The sequence below is a fragment of the Solirhodobacter sp. genome, assembly GCF_964715405.1.
This window is the reverse complement of sequence record NZ_CBAICG010000005.1, coordinates 83,431-99,320: the sequence shown is the minus strand read 5'-3', so window position 1 is coordinate 99,320 and position 15,890 is coordinate 83,431. Positions and strand designations below refer to the sequence as shown.

Below are 15,890 nucleotides of genomic sequence, written 5' to 3'. Positions count from 1 at the left end.
GGACTGCGGATCGCGGGCGCGTCACGCGTCAGAGGAATCAGGGGAACCTGCGCCCGCGATCCTTCTTTGATCCGGATTTCGGTGCCCGCCGTAATCATCAGTGCAAGCAGCAACTGACCGGAACCCGGAATGTCCTTCGACGCGCCCTATCAGCCGGGGCAACGCATCGCCATCATCGGAGCCGGCGTTTCGGGGCTCATGGCGGCCCGGCTTCTGGCCCCCGCCAATTCCGTGACGGTGTTCGAGGCCGAACCGCGGCTGGGCGGCCACGCGCGCACCGTGATGGCGGGGCGGGCCGGGGATCAGCCCGTCGATACCGGCTTCATCGTGTTCAACTACGCCAACTACCCGCACCTGACGCGGATGTTCCACGAGCTGGACGTGCCCGTCGTGAAAAGCGACATGGGCTTTGCCGTCTCGGTCGATGACGGCCGCGTCGAATACGCGCTCGACAGCCTGCGCGGGGTCTTCGGACAACCGGGCAACGTCGCGCGCCCGTCCTATTGGCGCATGTTGCGCGACATCTTCCGCTTCAACCGGCATGCCGAACGGGCGGCCGACAGCGACGATCTGACGGTGGATCAACTGATCCGGCGGCTGGGCCTCGGCCCGTGGTTCGAGCATTACTATCTGCGCCCGGTCTGCGGCGCGATCTGGTCGACGCCCACCCGTGAAATCGGCGCCTTCCCGGCCCGCACGCTGGTGCGTTTCTTCGCCAATCATGCGCTGCTGTCGGCCACCGGCCAGCACCAATGGTGGACGGTCCAGGGCGGCAGCATCGAGTACGTCACCCGGCTGGCGGCCGATCTGAAGACCCGCGGCGTCACGATCCGGGCGGCAACGCCGGTGCGGGGGGTGCACCGCGAGGCCGGGGCCGTGACGGTCCACGCCGCGGGGATGGCGCCCGCCGAATTCGATCAGGTGGTGTTCGCCTGCCATTCGGATACCGCGCTGCGCCTGCTGAACGCCCCGGCCCCGGCCGAGCGTGCCGCGCTGTCCGCCATCCGCTATCAGGACAACCGCGCCGTGCTGCACCGCGACATCAGCCAGATGCCGCGCCGCCGTCCCTGCTGGGCGGCCTGGAACCATATCGCCCGGACCAAGGGCCCCGAGACCGGGATCGGCGTCACCTACTGGATGAACCGGTTGCAGAACATCCCGGAAGACGACCCGCTGTTCGTGACGCTGAACCCGATGCGCGAGGTGCCCGATCACCTTGTCCATGATGTAACCGTGTTCCGGCACCCGGTGTTCGACCGCGCCGCCCTGACCGCGCAGAAGACCCTGAGCGGGTTGCAGGGCCAGAACCGCACCTGGTACGCGGGCGCTTGGCTGCGCCACGGCTTTCACGAGGACGGCTGCGCCAGCGCCGCCCGCGTCGCCCGCGGGTTGACGAGAGTCCGGGTATGACCGCCCTTACCGGGATTTCCGCTGCGCTCTACCTCGCCGGGCGCACCACCCACCTGCGGCGCGGCACGGTCTCGCACCGGTTGGCGCACCGGGTCGATTACCTGCTGATCGACCCGGATGCCCCGGCCCGGCCCGCGTTCTTGTCGCGCAACCGGTTCAACCTGATCTCGGTGCAGGACCGCGATCACGGCGGCCCGCCCGGCAAGGGCGAGGGTGCGGTCTGGGCCCGCGCAGTTCTGGCGGCGCGCGGCGCGCCTGAGGTGACGCTGAGCCTGCTGACCCAGCCGCGGTTCCTGTGGTTCAGCTTCAACCCGGTCAGCTTCTGGCTCGCCCGGCAGCAGGGCAAACTGGTCGCGGTGATTGCCGAGGTCAGCAACACCTTCGGCCAGCGCCACAGCTACCTGTGCCACCTGCCCGGCTTTGCCCCGATCACTCCGGCGGCCGAGATGACGGCGCAGAAGGTGTTTCACGTCTCGCCGTTTCAGGATGTCGCCGGGGCCTACCGGTTCCGCTTTGATCTGACGGCCAGCCGCGTCGATATCCGCATCGCCTATGGCAACGACACCGAAGGAGTGATGACGACGCTGACCGGCTCGCTGACGCCCTTGGCCACGCGCCACATCCTTGCGGCCGCGTTGCGGCGGCCGTTCGGCCCGCTGCGCACGCTCGCGTTGATCTACTGGCACGCGGCGCGTCTGCGTCTCAAGGGTGCCACCTACCGGCGCCTTCCCCCCGCCCCCGAGACGGAGATCAGTTGATGTTCGGCTTCCTCTCTCACCGCGTCGCGCGCGACTTCCTCGACACCTGCGCCGGGATCACCGAGGGCCGCTTGCGGGTGATCACGCCCGATGGCCATATCCACGACTTCGGCGCGGGCCCGCCCGAGGCGGAACTGCACCTGCGCGACTGGTCCGCCGTCACCGCCACGCTGGCGCGCGGCGATATCGGCTTGGGCGAAACCTACGTTGCCGGTCTGTGGGACAGCCCGTCGATCGAGGCGCTGACCACCGTCGCGTTGCGCAACGTCGACCGGCTGAACCGCTACGTCTGCGGCGGTTTCTGGAACAGGCTGCGCTTTCGGCTGATCCATCGCCTGGTGCGCCCCACCTCGCGCCGCAGCGCCGCGCGCAACATCCGCGCCCACGATGACGTGGGCAACGAGTTCTATCAGCTCTGGCTCGACGACAGCATGACCTATTCCGGCGGGCTCTTCGCGCCGAATGACGACGATCTGGGCCGGGCGCAGCGCCGCAAATACGACCGGATTCTGGATCGCGTCGGCTCGGGCGAGCGCCTGCTGGAAATCGGCTGCGGCTGGGGCGGCTTTGCCGAGCGCGCGGCGGACCGCGGGCACGCGGTGACCGGCGTGACAATCTCGCCCAACCAGAAGGCCTATGCCGACGCCCGCCTTGACGGGCGCGCCGAGATCCGGTTGCAGGACTACCGCGACGCGCGCGACCGCTATGACGGCATCGTCTCGATCGAGATGGTCGATGCGGTGGGCGAGCGCGACTGGCCGACCTATTTCGCCACCCTGCGCGACCGACTGCGCCCCGGCGGGCGGGCCGTCATTCAGGCGATCACCGTGCAGGACGGTTCCTTCGAGACCTGCCGCCGCGGCTCCGACTTCATCCGCCATCACACCTGCCCCGGCGGGATGCGGCTGTCGAACCGGGTCATCGCCGATCAGGCGCGGCAGGCGGGCCTGTCGGTGCGCGACAGCTTTGCCTTTGGCGGCGACTACGCCCGCACCTGCCGCCACTGGGCGCAGCGGCTGGACGCGCAACGCCCGCGCCTGCACCGGCTGGGCTTCGACGAGGGTTTCCTGCGCAGTTGGCGCTATCACCTGCAAACCTGCGCGGCAAGCTTCGCCACCGGGCACACCGATGTCGTTCAGGTCGAGCTGGCCCATGCCTGACCCCCAAACCGGCCGCGCCGACCTCTGGCGGATCGCGGCGTTCTCGGGCTTTCTCGCCTCGGCGGGGCTGCCGCTTTATGTGAACCTGCCGCAGTTCGCCGCCAGCCTCGGGCTCAGCCTCGGCGCGATCAGCGCGCTGTTGCTGGCGATCCGCGTCGTCGATTTCGTGCAGGATCCGTTGCTGGGCAGGCTGGTGGACGGAATGCGGGGCCGCGAGGGCGTGCTGGCCGCCATCGCCGCCATCGGGATGAGCGCGGGCTTTGTCGCCGTCTTCGCGCTGCAACCGGGGCTGGCCGGGCTGGCGGCGGCGCTGGTCGTGCTTTTCACCGCCTACAGCCTGGGCTCGATCCTATTCTATTCGGTCGGCGTCGCGCTGGCTGGGTCCACCGCATCCGGCGCCCATCTGCGCATCGGGGCCTGGCGCGAAACCGGCGCGCTGGTCGGCGTGCTGGTCGCGGCGGTGCTGCCGACGTTGCTGACCAGCGTCTATCAACCGCTGGCCGCCTACCGCATCTTCGGGCTGTTCCTCAGCGGGCTGGGCCTGCTGATCTGGCTGCTGACCCGGGGCCTGTGGCGCCGCGCCACCCCGGCGGACCGCGCGCCTTTGCGGCTGGCGCCCTTCCTGCACGCGGGTGGCGGGCGGTTCTTGCTGCTCAGCCTCGCCAATGCGATGCCGACGGCGATCACCTCGACGCTGTTCCTGTTCTATGTCGACGACCGGTTGAAGCTGCCGCATCTGGCGGGGGCGTTCCTCGTGCTCTTTTTCCTCAGCGCGGGGGCCACCGCCCCGCTCTGGTCGCGACTGGCGGTCCGGTTCGGCCCGGTTCGGGTGCTGCCTTGGGCGATGGGGCTGGCGATCCTCGCCTTCGCCTGGGCCGCCCTGCTGCCCGAAGGGGCCGCAGTCCGCTTCGCCGCGATCTCGGCGGCCTCGGGTGCCACGCTGGGGGCCGACATGGTGATCCTGCCCGCGCTCTTTTCCGCGACGCTGGCGCGCCACGATCTGCCCGCGGGCACCGCCTTCGGGCTGTGGGCCTTCACCGGCAAGATCGCGCTGGCGCTGGCCGCCGCTGCCGTGCTGCCCGCCCTTGGCCGCGCCGGATATGTGCCCGGCGGCGCCAATACGGCGGCGGCGTTGAGCGCGCTGACGGTCGCCTATGCCGTGCTGCCCTGTGGCCTGAAACTGCTGGCCATTGCGCTGGTGACGACGCTGCCCGGAAAGGTCGCGATGACATGACGTCTCTCTTCATCCTCTTCGCGCTGATCCTCGCCGCCCTGCTGGCGCAGCGCCTGTTCTTCAGCTTCGCGGCGCAAGACCCCGCGCGCTTCGCGGCCACCGGCCCCGCCTTCGATCTCCGCACCCACCTTGGCGGCGCGATGATCTCGGAAGGGGTGATCTTCGGCCCCGATGGGCGGGTCAGCGTGCGTTTTGTCGCCCGCATGACCGGCACGTTTCAGGGCGAGACTGGCACCCTCGCCGAAAGCTTCCGCTATGCGGGCGGCGACACGCAGGACCGGATCTGGACGTTGAAGCTGGGCGGCGGCGGCCGGTTCACCGCCACCGCGCCCGACATTGTCGGCACCGCGCACGGCCAGCAGTCGGGGGCGACGGCCCGAATGCGCTATCGACTGCGCCTGACCGAGGCGGCGGGCGGCCATGTGCTGGACGTCACCGACTGGATGTATCTGATGGAGAACGGCTCGATCATGAACAAATCCGAGATGCGCAAGTTCGGCCTGAAGGTCGCCGAGCTGATCGCCACCATCCGCCCGCTGACCAACGATGACGCCTGACATGGTCGCGGGCCAGACATGGTGGATCGTCGGCGCCAGCGAGGGGCTGGGGCGCGAACTCGCGCTGGCGCTCGCGCGCGGCGGCGCAAAGGTCATCGCCTCGGCCCGCAACCTTGAGCGGTTGCAGGCGCTGGCGGCCGAGACCGACGGGATCACCCCGGTCGCACTCGATGTGACCGATGCGGCCTCGGTGCAGGCCGCCTGCGACCGGGTCGGCGTGCCCGACGGCATGCTTTACTGCGCGGGCGCCTATGCGCCGATGAGCGCGCGCAACTGGCAACCGGAACCGGCGGTGGCGATCGCCGCGGTCAATTTCATCGGCGCGCTGCGGCTGCTGGGCCATGTCGTGCCCGCGATGGCGGCGCGCGGGGCCGGGCGGGTCGTGCTGATCGGCTCGCTGGCCGGGTTTCGCGGCCTGCCGGACGCCATCGGCTATGGCGCGAGCAAATCGGCGCTGATGCATCTGGCCGAGAACCTGCGCGCCGATCTGCGCGGCACCGGCGTGCGGGTGCAAGTGGTCAACCCCGGCTTCATCACCACCCGGCTGACCGCGCGGAACGACTTTGCCATGCCGCAGATCATGAGCGCGCAAGCCGCCGCCGGGCGCGTGCTCGACGCGATGCGCAAGGGCCGCTTCTCGACCAGCTTTCCCGCGCCCTTCGCCTGGCTCTTCCGCTTCGGCCGCTACCTGCCGCTCGGCCTCTTTCAGCGGCTGTTCTGAACGCGCCTATCGCCCGCGCAGCGCATCGTCCAGCAGCGTCTTCACCACCGCCATGTCAACGCCGTCCGCCACGAAGGCCTCGCCGATGCCGCGCGCCAGGATGAAGCGCAACTGACCGTCGACCACCTTCTTGTCCTGCGCCATCAGGGCCAGCAGCGCCTCGGCCCCCGGCAGATCGCCCGGAATGTCGGCAAGGTCCACCTTCATCCCCATCGCACGCAGATGCGCCCGGACCCGGCTGGGCGCCTCTTGCGAACACAGACCCATCCGCATCGACAGCTCGAACGCCAGCGCGCAGCCGATCGCCACGCCTTCGCCATGCAGCAGGCGGCCGGAATAGCCGGTCGCCGACTCGAGCGCGTGGCCGAAGGTGTGGCCAAGGTTCAACAGCGCCCGCTCGCCCTCCTCGGTCTCGTCGCGCGCAACGATGCCCGCCTTCATCTCGACCGAGCGGCGCACGGCGGCCTGCGCCAGCGCCGGAGTGGTCGACAGCCTCGGCGCCTCGCGTTCGAGCCAGTCGAAGAAGCCCGCATCGCCCAGCAGGCCGTATTTCACCACCTCGCCATAGCCGGCGAGGAAATCGCGCGAGGGCAGCGTGCCCAGCACGCCGATGTCGGCCAGCACCAGCGACGGCTGATGAAACGCCCCGATCAGGTTCTTGCCATGCGTGGAGTTGATGCCGGTCTTGCCGCCCACCGAACTGTCGACCTGCGCCAGCAGCGAGGTCGGGATCTGCACGAACCGCACCCCGCGCCGCAGCACCGCCGCCGCAAAGCCCGCCAGATCGCCGATCACGCCGCCGCCGAAGGCCACCACGATGTCGCGCCGCTCGACCTTCTCGGCCAGCAGCCACTCGACGGTGCGGGTAAACTCCGGCCAGCCCTTGGTGCCCTCGCCCGGCGGCAACGCGAGCGCCGTCATCGCGATGCCCTCGGCGGCCAGACCGGCGCGCAACGCATCCAGATGCAGCGCCGCCACGGTGTCGTCGGTCACCACCGCCACCCGCTTGCGGCGCAAGATCGGCGCGATCTCGGCCCCGGCGCGGGCCAGCAGGCCGGGCCCGATGCGCACGTCATAGGCGCGGGCGCCAAGCTCCACCCGCACGGTGTCGATCCGGTCGGCCATCCTATTTCCTTTCCAGCACGTCGGGGCGGGTCAGCAGCGCGGCCGCGACCGTCTCGGCCATCGCCTCGATCGAGTATTCGGGGCGCGACTCCACCGTCAGGTCGGCCAGCGCATAGACCGGCCCGCGCACCGCCAGCAACTCGGCCAGCGTGCCGCGCGGGTCGGGCGTGCGCAGCAGCGGCCGCGTGGTCTTGTGCCGCACCCGCGCCCAGAGCAGGTCGAGGTCGGCCTTGAGCCAAACCGAAACGCCGCTCGCCGAAATGGCCGCGCGGTTCCCGGCCTGCAGGAACGCCCCGCCCCCGGTCGACAGCACGGCAGGCTCGCCGTGCAGCAGCCGCGCGATCACCTGCGCCTCTTTCGCCCGGAAGAACGGCTCGCCGTCGCGCTCGAAAATCTCGGCGATGGTGCGGTTGGCGGCCTTGACGATCTCTTCGTCGGAATCGAGGAAGGGCACGCCGAGGATTCGTGCAAGCTGGGTGCCGACGGCGGTCTTGCCCGCGCCCATCATCCCCACCATCACGATCGTCTTTTTCAGCCGCCAGACCACTGGGCGAGCTCCCGCTCAAGCAAAAACCTTCCACGCCGATTGGCATGAACATCACCGACATGCCATATAGAAGAAGCGCGCGCCCTCCAAGAGGCGGGCAGGAGTGAGAGAGGCGGGGCGGATGAAGTACGTGGTCAGGATGCTTGCGGCGGTGGTGGTGCTGGGGGCGGTTGCGCTGGTGGTCTTCGCCTACCTCGGCGATCTGAGCCCGATGCAGGGGCAGGTGGAACAGCCGGTCAAGCTGAATGTCGATTAGGGGGGCCCTGCGACCTCTGGCGCTGGTCGGGCCCGTCCTCTGGGCGGGCGCCAGCTTGGCCAATCCGCCGATGTCGGCGATCGACTGGCTGTCGCGCTCGGTCACCGCGCCGGTCGTGGCGCCGCCTGCCGATGTGGTGGCCGCCGTGCCGCCGGTCGGGCAGCCTCCGGCGCCCGGCATCGACGTTTCCGTGCTGGGCACCCAGCAGCTTGACGCGGCCGGGCTGATCCCGGTCTCGGTCAGCGGGCTGCCGCGCGACCTCTGGCAGGGCAGCGCCAGCGCCGACCTGATCGCGCTGCTGAAGGCCGAGCCGATGCGGCTGCTGCCCGCGCTGCAGGATCTGCTCTATGCGCTGATCCTGGCCGAGGTCGATCCACCCGCCGATGCCGGGGCAAGCGGCAGCTTCCTGATCGCGCGGGTCGACCGGCTGCTGGATTTCGGCGCGCTCGATCAGGCGCAGGCATTGTTGCAGGTTTCGGGCACAAGTCAGCCCGCCCTTTTTCGGCGCTGGTTCGATGTCGAACTGCTGCTGGGGCAGGAAACCGCCGCCTGCAAGGCGATGGCCCAGACCCCCGAGATCGCGCCCACCCTGCCGGCGCGCATCTTCTGCCTCGCCCGGGACGGCGACTGGAGCGCGGCGGTGCTGACCCTCAACGGCGCCGAGGCGCTGGGGATGATCGCGCCGCAGGATACTGACGTGCTGGCCCGGTTCCTCGACACCAGCGCCGACGATTCCGCCACCGCCCTGCCCCCGCCAGCCCACCCCACGCCGCTGGTGTGGCGCATGATGGAGGCGATCGGCGAGCCGCTGCCCACCAATATCCTGCCGGTCGCCTTCGCGCAGGCCGACCTGCGCAGCAACATCGGCTGGAAGGCGCAGATCGAGGCCGCCGAGCGGCTGGCCCGCACCGGGGCGATTCCGCCCAATCAGTTGATCGGCATCTATACCGCCGGCAAACCCTCGGCCTCGGGTGATCCCTGGGACCGGGTCGCGGCGGTGCAGATGTTCGACGCGGCGATGCACGCGCATGATGTGGCCGCGATCGGGCGCACCCTGCCGGTCGCCTGGGACGACATCACCGCCGCCGGGCTGGATGTGCCCTTCGCCGCCCTCTACGCCAAGCCGCTGGCGGCGCTGCACCTGACCGGCAAGCCCGCCGCGCTGAGCTTCCGCATCGGCCTGCTGTCGCCCGACGCCGAGGCGATCGCGGGCACCCGGATCGCCGCCGACCCGACTGAGGCGTTCCTGATCGGTCTGGCGCGCGGGCATGTCGACGGGCTGACCGCGCCCGACGCGATGGGCACCGCGATTGCCGCGGGCTTCGCGCCGGGCGCCTCGGCCGGCGACGATCTGGACGCGCTGATCGCCGGGCACCGGCTGGGCGAGGCGATGCTGCGCGCCATCGCCCGCATCTCGGACGGGGCGTCGGGCGACCTGCGCGGCGTCACCGAGGGGCTGGCCGCGCTGCGAAAGGCCGGGCTCGAATCCGCGGCGCGGCAGACGGCGCTGCAACTGATGCTGATCGCCAGGGCGGGGTGAGCGCGTGACGCCACAGGCAGGCCGCTGGATTTCCACCTTCCTCGACGCGCAGGCCGCCGAACAGGACGCCGCCCGCAACACGCGCCTCGCCTATGGCCGCGACCTGACCGATTTCACCGACTGGCTGGCGGCGCAGGGCAGCGACCTTTCGCGCGCCACCCGTGCCGAGGTGGAAAACTACCTGATTTCCTGCGCGGCGCGCGGCCTGTCCAAGGCCACCCGCGCACGGCGGCTGTCGGCGATCCGCCAGCTATACCGTTTTGCGCATGAGGAAGGCTGGCGCGCCGACAATCCGGCGCTGAAGCTGACCGGGCCGGGGCGCGACAAGCATCTGCCCGGCACGCTGAGCGTGGCCGAGGTCGAGGCGATCCTCAATGCCGCGCGCGACACCGGCCGCCCCGAGGACCGGGTGCGCAACACCTGCCTGGTGGAACTGCTCTATGCCACCGGGCTGCGCGTCAGCGAGTTGGTCGGCCTCCCGGTTTCCGCCGTGCGGGGCGATCCGCGCATGATCCTGGTGTCCGGCAAGGGCGGCAAGGAACGCATGGTGCCGCTGTCGCCGCCCGCCCGCGCCGCCCTGCGCGCCTGGCTCGCCTTGCGTGACGCGGCCGAGGCGGCCACCGCCACCGCCGCGACCGCCGCCGGGCGCAAACCCTCGCCGCCGTTGCGCCATCTGTTCCCCGGCCGGGGCGCCGAGGGGCACCTGACCCGCCAGCACTTCTTCCTGCTGATCAAGCAACTGGCGGCGGCGGGCGGCATCGACCCCGCAACGGTCACGCCGCACACCCTGCGCCACGCCTTCGCCACCCACCTGCTGGCCAATGGCGCCGACCTGCGGGTGATCCAGACCCTGCTGGGCCATGCCGACATTTCCACCACCGAGATTTACACCCATGTGCTGGACGAACGCCTGCGCACCCTTGTGCTGGAGCATCACCCGCTGGCCCGTGACGGCTGACCCCCGCACCGCCGCTTGCAACGCCCGGCGCGCCCGACGATAACGCACCTGCCCCCAACCGATCGCATTTCCCATGCCCGCCGCCCTTGACACCTTCGCCCAGAACCTCGACGCCGCCTTCTGGCTGACCGCCGGGGGGATTGTCCTGCTGCTGGTGCTGTCGGCCTTCTTCTCGGGCTCCGAAACGGCGCTGACGGCGGCCTCGCGCGCCAAGCTGCGGGCGCAGGCCGACAAGGGCTCGCACCGCGCCGCCACCGCGCTGCGCGTGACCGACGACAACGAGCGGATGATCGGCGCGCTGCTGATGGGCAACAACGTCGCCAACATCCTGTCGGCCTCGCTGGCGACGGCGCTGCTGACGCGCATCTTCGGCCACTCGGGCGTCGCGGTGGCGACGCTGGTGATGACCTTCCTCGTGCTGATCTTCGCCGAGGTGCTGCCCAAGACCTACGCCATCACCAACCCCGAGGTCGCGGCGCTGCGCGTGGCGCCGCTGGTGCGGGTGGTGATCCTGACGCTGTCACCCGTTGTCCATGCGGTGCGGCTGTTCGTGCGGCTGCTGCTCATGCTGTTCGGCGTCCGCACCGACCCCGACAGCAAGATCCATGCGCTGCGCGAGGAAATCGTCGGCGCCATCTCGCTTGGCCATTCCGAGGGCGCGGTGGAAAAGGAAGACCGCGACCGTCTGCTGGCCTCGCTCGATCTCAGCGACCGCACGGTGGAAGAGATCATGCGCCACCGCAGCCAGATCGAGATGATCGACATCGAGGACAGCCCCGATGAAATCATCACCCAATGCCTCGCCTCGCCCTACACCCGCATCCCGGCCTATCGCGGCGAGCCGGAAAACATCGTCGGCGTGATCCACGCCAAGGATTTGCTGCGCGAGGTCGATCGGCTGGTGCGCGGCAGCGGCGGCAACGAAGGCTCGCTGGCGGCGCTGCGCGGGCTCGATGTGCTGAAGATCGCGATGAAGCCCTATTTCGTCCCCGAAACGACGCCGCTGGACGAACAGATGCGCCAGTTCCTGCGGCGGCGCACCCATTTCGCGCTGGTGGTGGACGAATACGGCAGCCTGCGCGGGCTGATCACGCTGGAGGATATCCTTGAGGAGATCGTCGGCCAGATCAACGACGAGCATGACGTGGATCCCGACCATCCGCTGAAACGGTCGGAGAATGGCGACTATCTGGTGGAAGGCGCGATGACGATCCGCGACCTGAACCGCGCGATGGACTGGGCGCTGCCCGATGACGAGGCCAACACGGTCGCGGGCCTCGTCATCCACGAAGCGCAGATGATCCCGGCCGAGGGTCAGGTGTTCAGCTACCACGGCTTTCGCTTCGAGGTGGCGGCGCGGCGCGAGAACCGCATCACCAAGCTGAGGATCCGCCCGCTCTGACCCGATCAGATCAGGTCGATGTGCTGGGCAAGCGCGCCGAGGTCGGCCTGATACTGAAGCGTCAGCAGATCGCCATGGCCGAAATCGAACACCGCGCTGCCCGCCGCCGCGTGGGCGAAGTTGGCAACCACCTGCGCCGCGGTCAGCGCCCCCGACCACAGCAGGTGGTCAAGCTCCAGCCGGTCGCCCTGCGCCGCCTGGAAATCGATCACCGTGTCGTGCCCCGACAGCGGGCGGAACACGAATCGGTCGGCGCCCGCGCCACCGGTCAGCACGTCCGCCGCGCCGCCGCCGTCGAGCCAGTCGCCCGCCGCGCCGCCCCAGAGGCGGTCGTTGCCCGCCCCGCCCAGCACCCGGTCGGCCCCCTCGCCGCCGTAGAGCATGTCGTTGCCGGTGCCGCCGGTCAGGAGGTCGTTGCCCGCGTCGCCGAACAGACCGTCGCCGCCGCCGCCGCCGGTCAGCGTGTCGTTGCCCGCGCCGCCGTGCAGCACGTTCGCCGCAGCGTTTCCGGTCAGCGCGTTGGCGGCGGCGCTGCCGGTCAGGTTCAGCGCGCCGGCCCCCAGCAGCGCGGCATTGGCCACCCCCGAGACCAGCGTCAGGTTGCCCGAGGTCTCGATCCGGTTGCCGTCCACCAGGTCGAGCTTGACGTTGCCGTGGCTCAGGTCGACCTGCACCACCGTGGCCGCCTTGCCGTCGGTCAGCGTCACCGTCTGGGCCGCCGCCGCCGACAGGGCCAGCGCGTAGCCGCCCGCCGACTCGGTGCCGGTGCTGGCGCCGTTCGCGGACAGCACCACCCCGGCGCGGCCTTCGCCGATCGAGTAGAAATGGTTCGCGTCGCGGTCGGCATAGGCCACGCCGGTGACAAAGACCGGGGTGCCTGCGCGGGCGAAATCCTCGGTCAGCATTGCGGCGTTGAAGGTTGTGCCGGTGGCGTCGGTGAAAGCGCCCGCCACCTGCCCGACGCCGATCTGTCGATAGACGTCGTCGAGAATGTTCTCGCGGTGCAGCGGGCTCAGGAACAGGTCGTGATGCTGCTGTGCCGCGATGGCGTCCAGACTGATCGCGCCGGTCGAACCGTTGGCCGCGATATTCTCGCCGCATTTCCAGGCCCCGGTCAGCGCATAGCCGGCCGCCTGGACGCGCTGGACGGGGGTCGAGCCATTGGCGCCGGTGTGGCTGAAGGTATCGGTGTCCAGCATCCACAGCGAATGCCGGTCCGCCGCCGTGGCCAGCGCCGCATCCGGGGCCAGCACCTCGCGCACCTGCGCGCCCAGGGTGCCGGCAGTAAGCCCCTGGTTGAGGTCGATCCCGTCCCGTTTCGCCTCGCCCAGCGGGTCGAGACGGGCGCGGTTGATCAGTTCAAGGATCAGTTGTTCCGGGGCGGTCAGCGGCATCGGCGGGCTCCTGCAAGGCGCCCGTCCGGCAAGGGGGCGCGATGCCGCAGGGTGCCCATCGATTCCGTCAGGATTTGGCCGTGCGGCCCGGAATCTGCGTCAAATTGAGCTGATCGGCGGCCGCGTCAGCGCGCCCGGAACAGCCCGCCCATCACGCCCCGGATGATCTCGCGGCTGGCGGCGCTGCCCAACTGGCGCACGAAGCTTTTGGCGAAGGCGGTGCCGAGGGTGTCGCTGCGGCTGGCGGCCGGGGCCCTGGCCGGGGTGCTGGCGACCCTGCTGGCGCCACCGGTGCTGCCCCCAGCCGGGCTGCCTGCGGTAAAGCGGCGGGCCGAGTTGAATTCCTGCGCGCCCTGCGCCACCGCCGCCTGCACCTCGGACGCGGCGCCATTGGCGCGGGCCTGCAACCGCTCGAACGCGCTGTCACGGTCCAGCGTGGTGTCGTATTTCCCCTTGAACGGCGAGGCCGCGATCACCGCCGCGCGGGTGGCGGCGTCGATGGCGCCGATCTGCGACGAGGGCGGGCGCACCAGTGTGCGCTCGACGATGCCGGGGTCGCCCTTGTCGAGCAGGAACGAGGTCACCGCCTCGCCGATGCCGACGTCGCGGATCGCGTCCTCGACCGAAAAGCGCGGGTTGGGCCGGTAGTTCTGCGCCGCCTTGCGCAAATCCTGCTGGTCCTTGGCGGTGAAGGCGCGCAGCGCGTGCTGCACCCGGTTGCCGAGTTGCCCGAGGATATTGTCGGGCACGTCGCCGGGGTTCTGGGTGATGAAGTAGATGCCGACCCCCTTGGAGCGGATCAGCCGCGCGACCTGTTCCACCTTCGCCACCAGGGCTTTGGGCGCGTCGTCGAACAGCAGGTGCGCCTCGTCGAAGAAGAACACCAGCTTGGGCTGATCGGGGTCGCCGACCTCGGGCAGTTGCTCGAAGAGTTCCGACAAGAGCCACAAGAGGAAGGTCGCGTAAAGCTGCGGCGACTGCATCAGCTTGTCGGCGGCCAGGATGTTGACCCGGCCGCGCCCGTCGGGATCGACCCGCATCAGGTCGGCCAGGTCCAGCGCCGGTTCGCCGAAGAACCCGGTCGCGCCCTGATTTTCCAGCACCAGCAGCGCCCGCTGGATCGCGCCCACCGAGGATTTGTCGACGTTGCCGTATTTCAGCCCGATGTCGGCGGCGTTCTGGCCGATGAAGACCAGCAGCGCCTGCAAGTCTTTCAGGTCCAGCAGCGGCAAGCCCTCTTCATCCGACAGCCGGAAGGCGATGTTCAGCACACCCTCCTGTACGTCCGACAATTGCATCAGGCGCGCAAGCAAGAGCGGCCCCATCTCGGCCACGGTGGCGCGAACCGGATGGCCCTGTCGGCCGAAGATGTCCCAGAACGTGACCGGAAAGGCGGCATAGTCGAGGCTGGCCAGCCCAATGGTGGCGGCGCGCCTCAGGAACGCCCCGTGCAGCTTGCCCGCCTCGGACCCGGCGACCGCAAGCCCGGCAAGATCGCCCTTCACATCCGCCATGAAGACCGGCACGCCCGCGCGCGAAAAGCCCTCGGCCAGCACTTGCAGCGTCACCGTCTTGCCGGTGCCGGTGGCGCCCGCGATCAGGCCGTGGCGGTTGCCGAACTTCAGCAGCAGGTTCTGCGGGGTGCTGTAGCCCTCGCCGCCGCCGCCCACGAAAATGCTGCCCGCCATGTCAAATCCCTTTTTCCGACCATTCCCGACCCGCACGGCAACACGGGCCTCCCGGACCCGCCGCACGGCCGCCAACATACTTCGTTAAGCCCGCTGTGCCACCCTTCATCTTGTCCCGCGTCCGGGCTTCGGCGCGGGGCATATCGTCCTCCCTGTCAGACTGGCCGCGCCCGCCGGGCGCGGTCTTTTTCTGCGGGCCGCAAGGCGTTGGGCGAGGTCCAGATTCCCTGTTGACGCATTCGTCATTCCGCCGTAGCGTCCCCCACAGTAAAAGTCGGCCGGTCCGACGGGGAGAAAAAAAGAATTGGAAAGGGCCTCTTGGGGCCCTTTTCGTTTGTTCCGGACGGCCATTTTCCGCCCGCCCCCGAAGCCGCCGCAGCGAAATCACCCCTGACACCCGGCCCCCCCTGTGCTACAGGACGCCCGACCGAAATCCGGCCACTCATGGATTGTACAATGCTCAGACTGACCACGGCCTTCACCCTTGCCGCAGCGCTTGCCCTAGCGACTGTCGCCGGGGCCGACACCACCACGCCCGCCCCCGCCGCCCCGGCGGCCGACGCCACCGCCCCCTCGACCGGCGCCCCGGCTGACCCCAACGCACCCGGCACCGCCTATGTCCAGTCGACCTCGGGCGACTGGGATGTGCGCTGCGTGCACGCGCAGAATGGCCACGACCCCTGCCAGGCCTACCAGTTGCTGAAGGACCAGCAGGGCAACTCGGTCGCCGAGTTCTCGACGGTGGGTCTGCCGCCGGGCCAGCCCGCCGCGGCCGGCGCGACGATCGTCACCCCGCTCGAAACGCTGCTGACCCAGCAGATCACGCTGCAGATCGACGCGCTGCCCGCCAAGGTCTACCCGTTCCTGTTCTGCAATACCGCCGGGTGCATCGCGCGCGTCGGCTTCACCGCGGATGAACTGGCGGCGATGAAGAAGGGCACCAAGATCACCCTGACCATCATTCCTGTCGCCGCGCCCGATCAGAAGGTCCAGTTGACGGTCTCGCTCAAGGGCTTCACCACCGGGTTCGACACGGCAACCAAGCTGAACGCCGCCGCCATCCCGGCCGCCGCCGCCCCCGGCGCCGCCGCTCCGGCCGCCGCGGGGAACTGACACGACGCGGCGCCGCCCCCGACGGGG

Annotated in this window: 15 protein-coding genes; 11 read left to right on the top strand and 4 right to left on the bottom strand. The window is 69.9% G+C overall.

Annotated features, from left to right (window positions below; all coding sequences use genetic code 11):
• Positions 1 to 129: 129 nt before the first annotated feature.
• From AC11WY_RS03510 to AC11WY_RS03485, 6 genes are read left to right on the top strand one after another with little or no spacing between them, the layout of a single operon-like run.
• On the top strand, positions 130 to 1,410 hold the full coding sequence (locus tag AC11WY_RS03510; RefSeq protein WP_482922579.1) for an NAD(P)/FAD-dependent oxidoreductase: 1,281 nt from the start codon (positions 130 to 132) through the stop codon (positions 1,408 to 1,410).
• The gene (locus AC11WY_RS03505; RefSeq protein WP_482922577.1) at positions 1,407 to 2,168 is read left to right on the top strand and encodes a DUF1365 domain-containing protein; all 762 of its coding nucleotides are present in this window, start codon (positions 1,407 to 1,409) and stop codon (positions 2,166 to 2,168) included. The genes AC11WY_RS03510 and AC11WY_RS03505 overlap by 4 nt, the downstream gene beginning before the upstream one ends.
• A complete protein-coding gene (locus AC11WY_RS03500; protein WP_482922575.1) occupies positions 2,168 to 3,328 on the top strand; it encodes a class I SAM-dependent methyltransferase in 1,161 nt (386 codons plus the stop codon). The genes AC11WY_RS03505 and AC11WY_RS03500 overlap by 1 nt, the downstream gene beginning before the upstream one ends.
• Positions 3,321 to 4,562 (top strand): MFS transporter, encoded by a 1,242-nt coding sequence (locus tag AC11WY_RS03495; protein ID WP_482922573.1) that lies wholly within the window; start codon positions 3,321 to 3,323, stop codon positions 4,560 to 4,562. The genes AC11WY_RS03500 and AC11WY_RS03495 overlap by 8 nt, the downstream gene beginning before the upstream one ends.
• Positions 4,559 to 5,119 carry a DUF3833 domain-containing protein gene (locus AC11WY_RS03490; protein ID WP_482922571.1) on the top strand — a complete coding sequence of 187 codons (561 nt, stop codon included), beginning with the start codon at positions 4,559 to 4,561 and terminating at the stop codon, positions 5,117 to 5,119. The genes AC11WY_RS03495 and AC11WY_RS03490 overlap by 4 nt, the downstream gene beginning before the upstream one ends.
• Positions 5,109 to 5,840, top strand: a complete 732-nt coding sequence (locus AC11WY_RS03485; protein WP_482922569.1) for an SDR family NAD(P)-dependent oxidoreductase — start codon at positions 5,109 to 5,111, stop codon at positions 5,838 to 5,840. The genes AC11WY_RS03490 and AC11WY_RS03485 overlap by 11 nt, the downstream gene beginning before the upstream one ends.
• A 6-nt stretch (positions 5,841 to 5,846) precedes the next feature.
• Here AC11WY_RS03485 and aroB read toward each other — a convergent pair whose 3' ends face one another.
• Both aroB and AC11WY_RS03475 read right to left on the bottom strand, forming a co-directional pair.
• Positions 5,847 to 6,965 carry a 3-dehydroquinate synthase gene (aroB, locus tag AC11WY_RS03480; protein WP_482922567.1) on the bottom strand — a complete coding sequence of 373 codons (1,119 nt, stop codon included), beginning with the start codon at positions 6,963 to 6,965 and terminating at the stop codon, positions 5,847 to 5,849.
• A gap of 1 nt (position 6,966) precedes the next feature.
• Positions 6,967 to 7,512: a shikimate kinase gene (locus AC11WY_RS03475; protein ID WP_482922565.1), complete on the bottom strand. Its 546-nt coding sequence runs from the start codon at positions 7,510 to 7,512 to the stop codon at positions 6,967 to 6,969.
• Between the two features lie 121 nt (positions 7,513 to 7,633).
• Here AC11WY_RS03475 and AC11WY_RS03470 point away from each other — a divergent pair, with 121 nt between their 5' ends.
• The 4 genes from AC11WY_RS03470 to AC11WY_RS03455 all read left to right on the top strand — a co-directional run bounded on the left by AC11WY_RS03470 (position 7,634) and on the right by AC11WY_RS03455 (position 11,668).
• A complete protein-coding gene (locus AC11WY_RS03470) occupies positions 7,634 to 7,768 on the top strand; it encodes a hypothetical protein (RefSeq protein ID WP_482922563.1) in 135 nt (44 codons plus the stop codon).
• Entirely contained in the window at positions 7,758 to 9,308 is a 1,551-nt protein-coding gene (locus tag AC11WY_RS03465; RefSeq protein WP_482922561.1) for a hypothetical protein, read from the top strand. The genes AC11WY_RS03470 and AC11WY_RS03465 overlap by 11 nt, the downstream gene beginning before the upstream one ends.
• Positions 9,309 to 9,312: 4 nt before the next feature.
• The gene (locus AC11WY_RS03460; RefSeq protein WP_482922559.1) at positions 9,313 to 10,266 is read left to right on the top strand and encodes a tyrosine recombinase; all 954 of its coding nucleotides are present in this window, start codon (positions 9,313 to 9,315) and stop codon (positions 10,264 to 10,266) included.
• A gap of 73 nt (positions 10,267 to 10,339) precedes the next feature.
• The gene (locus tag AC11WY_RS03455) at positions 10,340 to 11,668 is read left to right on the top strand and encodes an HlyC/CorC family transporter (protein WP_482922557.1); all 1,329 of its coding nucleotides are present in this window, start codon (positions 10,340 to 10,342) and stop codon (positions 11,666 to 11,668) included.
• A 5-nt stretch (positions 11,669 to 11,673) separates the two neighbouring features.
• Here AC11WY_RS03455 and AC11WY_RS03450 read toward each other — a convergent pair whose 3' ends face one another.
• Entirely contained in the window at positions 11,674 to 13,062 is a 1,389-nt protein-coding gene (locus AC11WY_RS03450) for a CAP domain-containing protein (RefSeq protein WP_482922555.1), read from the bottom strand.
• A gap of 125 nt (positions 13,063 to 13,187) precedes the next feature.
• Positions 13,188 to 14,750: a helicase HerA-like domain-containing protein gene (locus tag AC11WY_RS03445; protein WP_482922553.1), complete on the bottom strand. Its 1,563-nt coding sequence runs from the start codon at positions 14,748 to 14,750 to the stop codon at positions 13,188 to 13,190.
• Positions 14,751 to 15,206: 456 nt separating this feature from the next.
• On the opposite strand from AC11WY_RS03445, the gene AC11WY_RS03440 reads away from it, so the two are divergent.
• Positions 15,207 to 15,863, top strand: a complete 657-nt coding sequence (locus AC11WY_RS03440) for an invasion associated locus B family protein (protein WP_482922551.1) — start codon at positions 15,207 to 15,209, stop codon at positions 15,861 to 15,863.
• Positions 15,864 to 15,890: the final 27 nt, after the last annotated feature.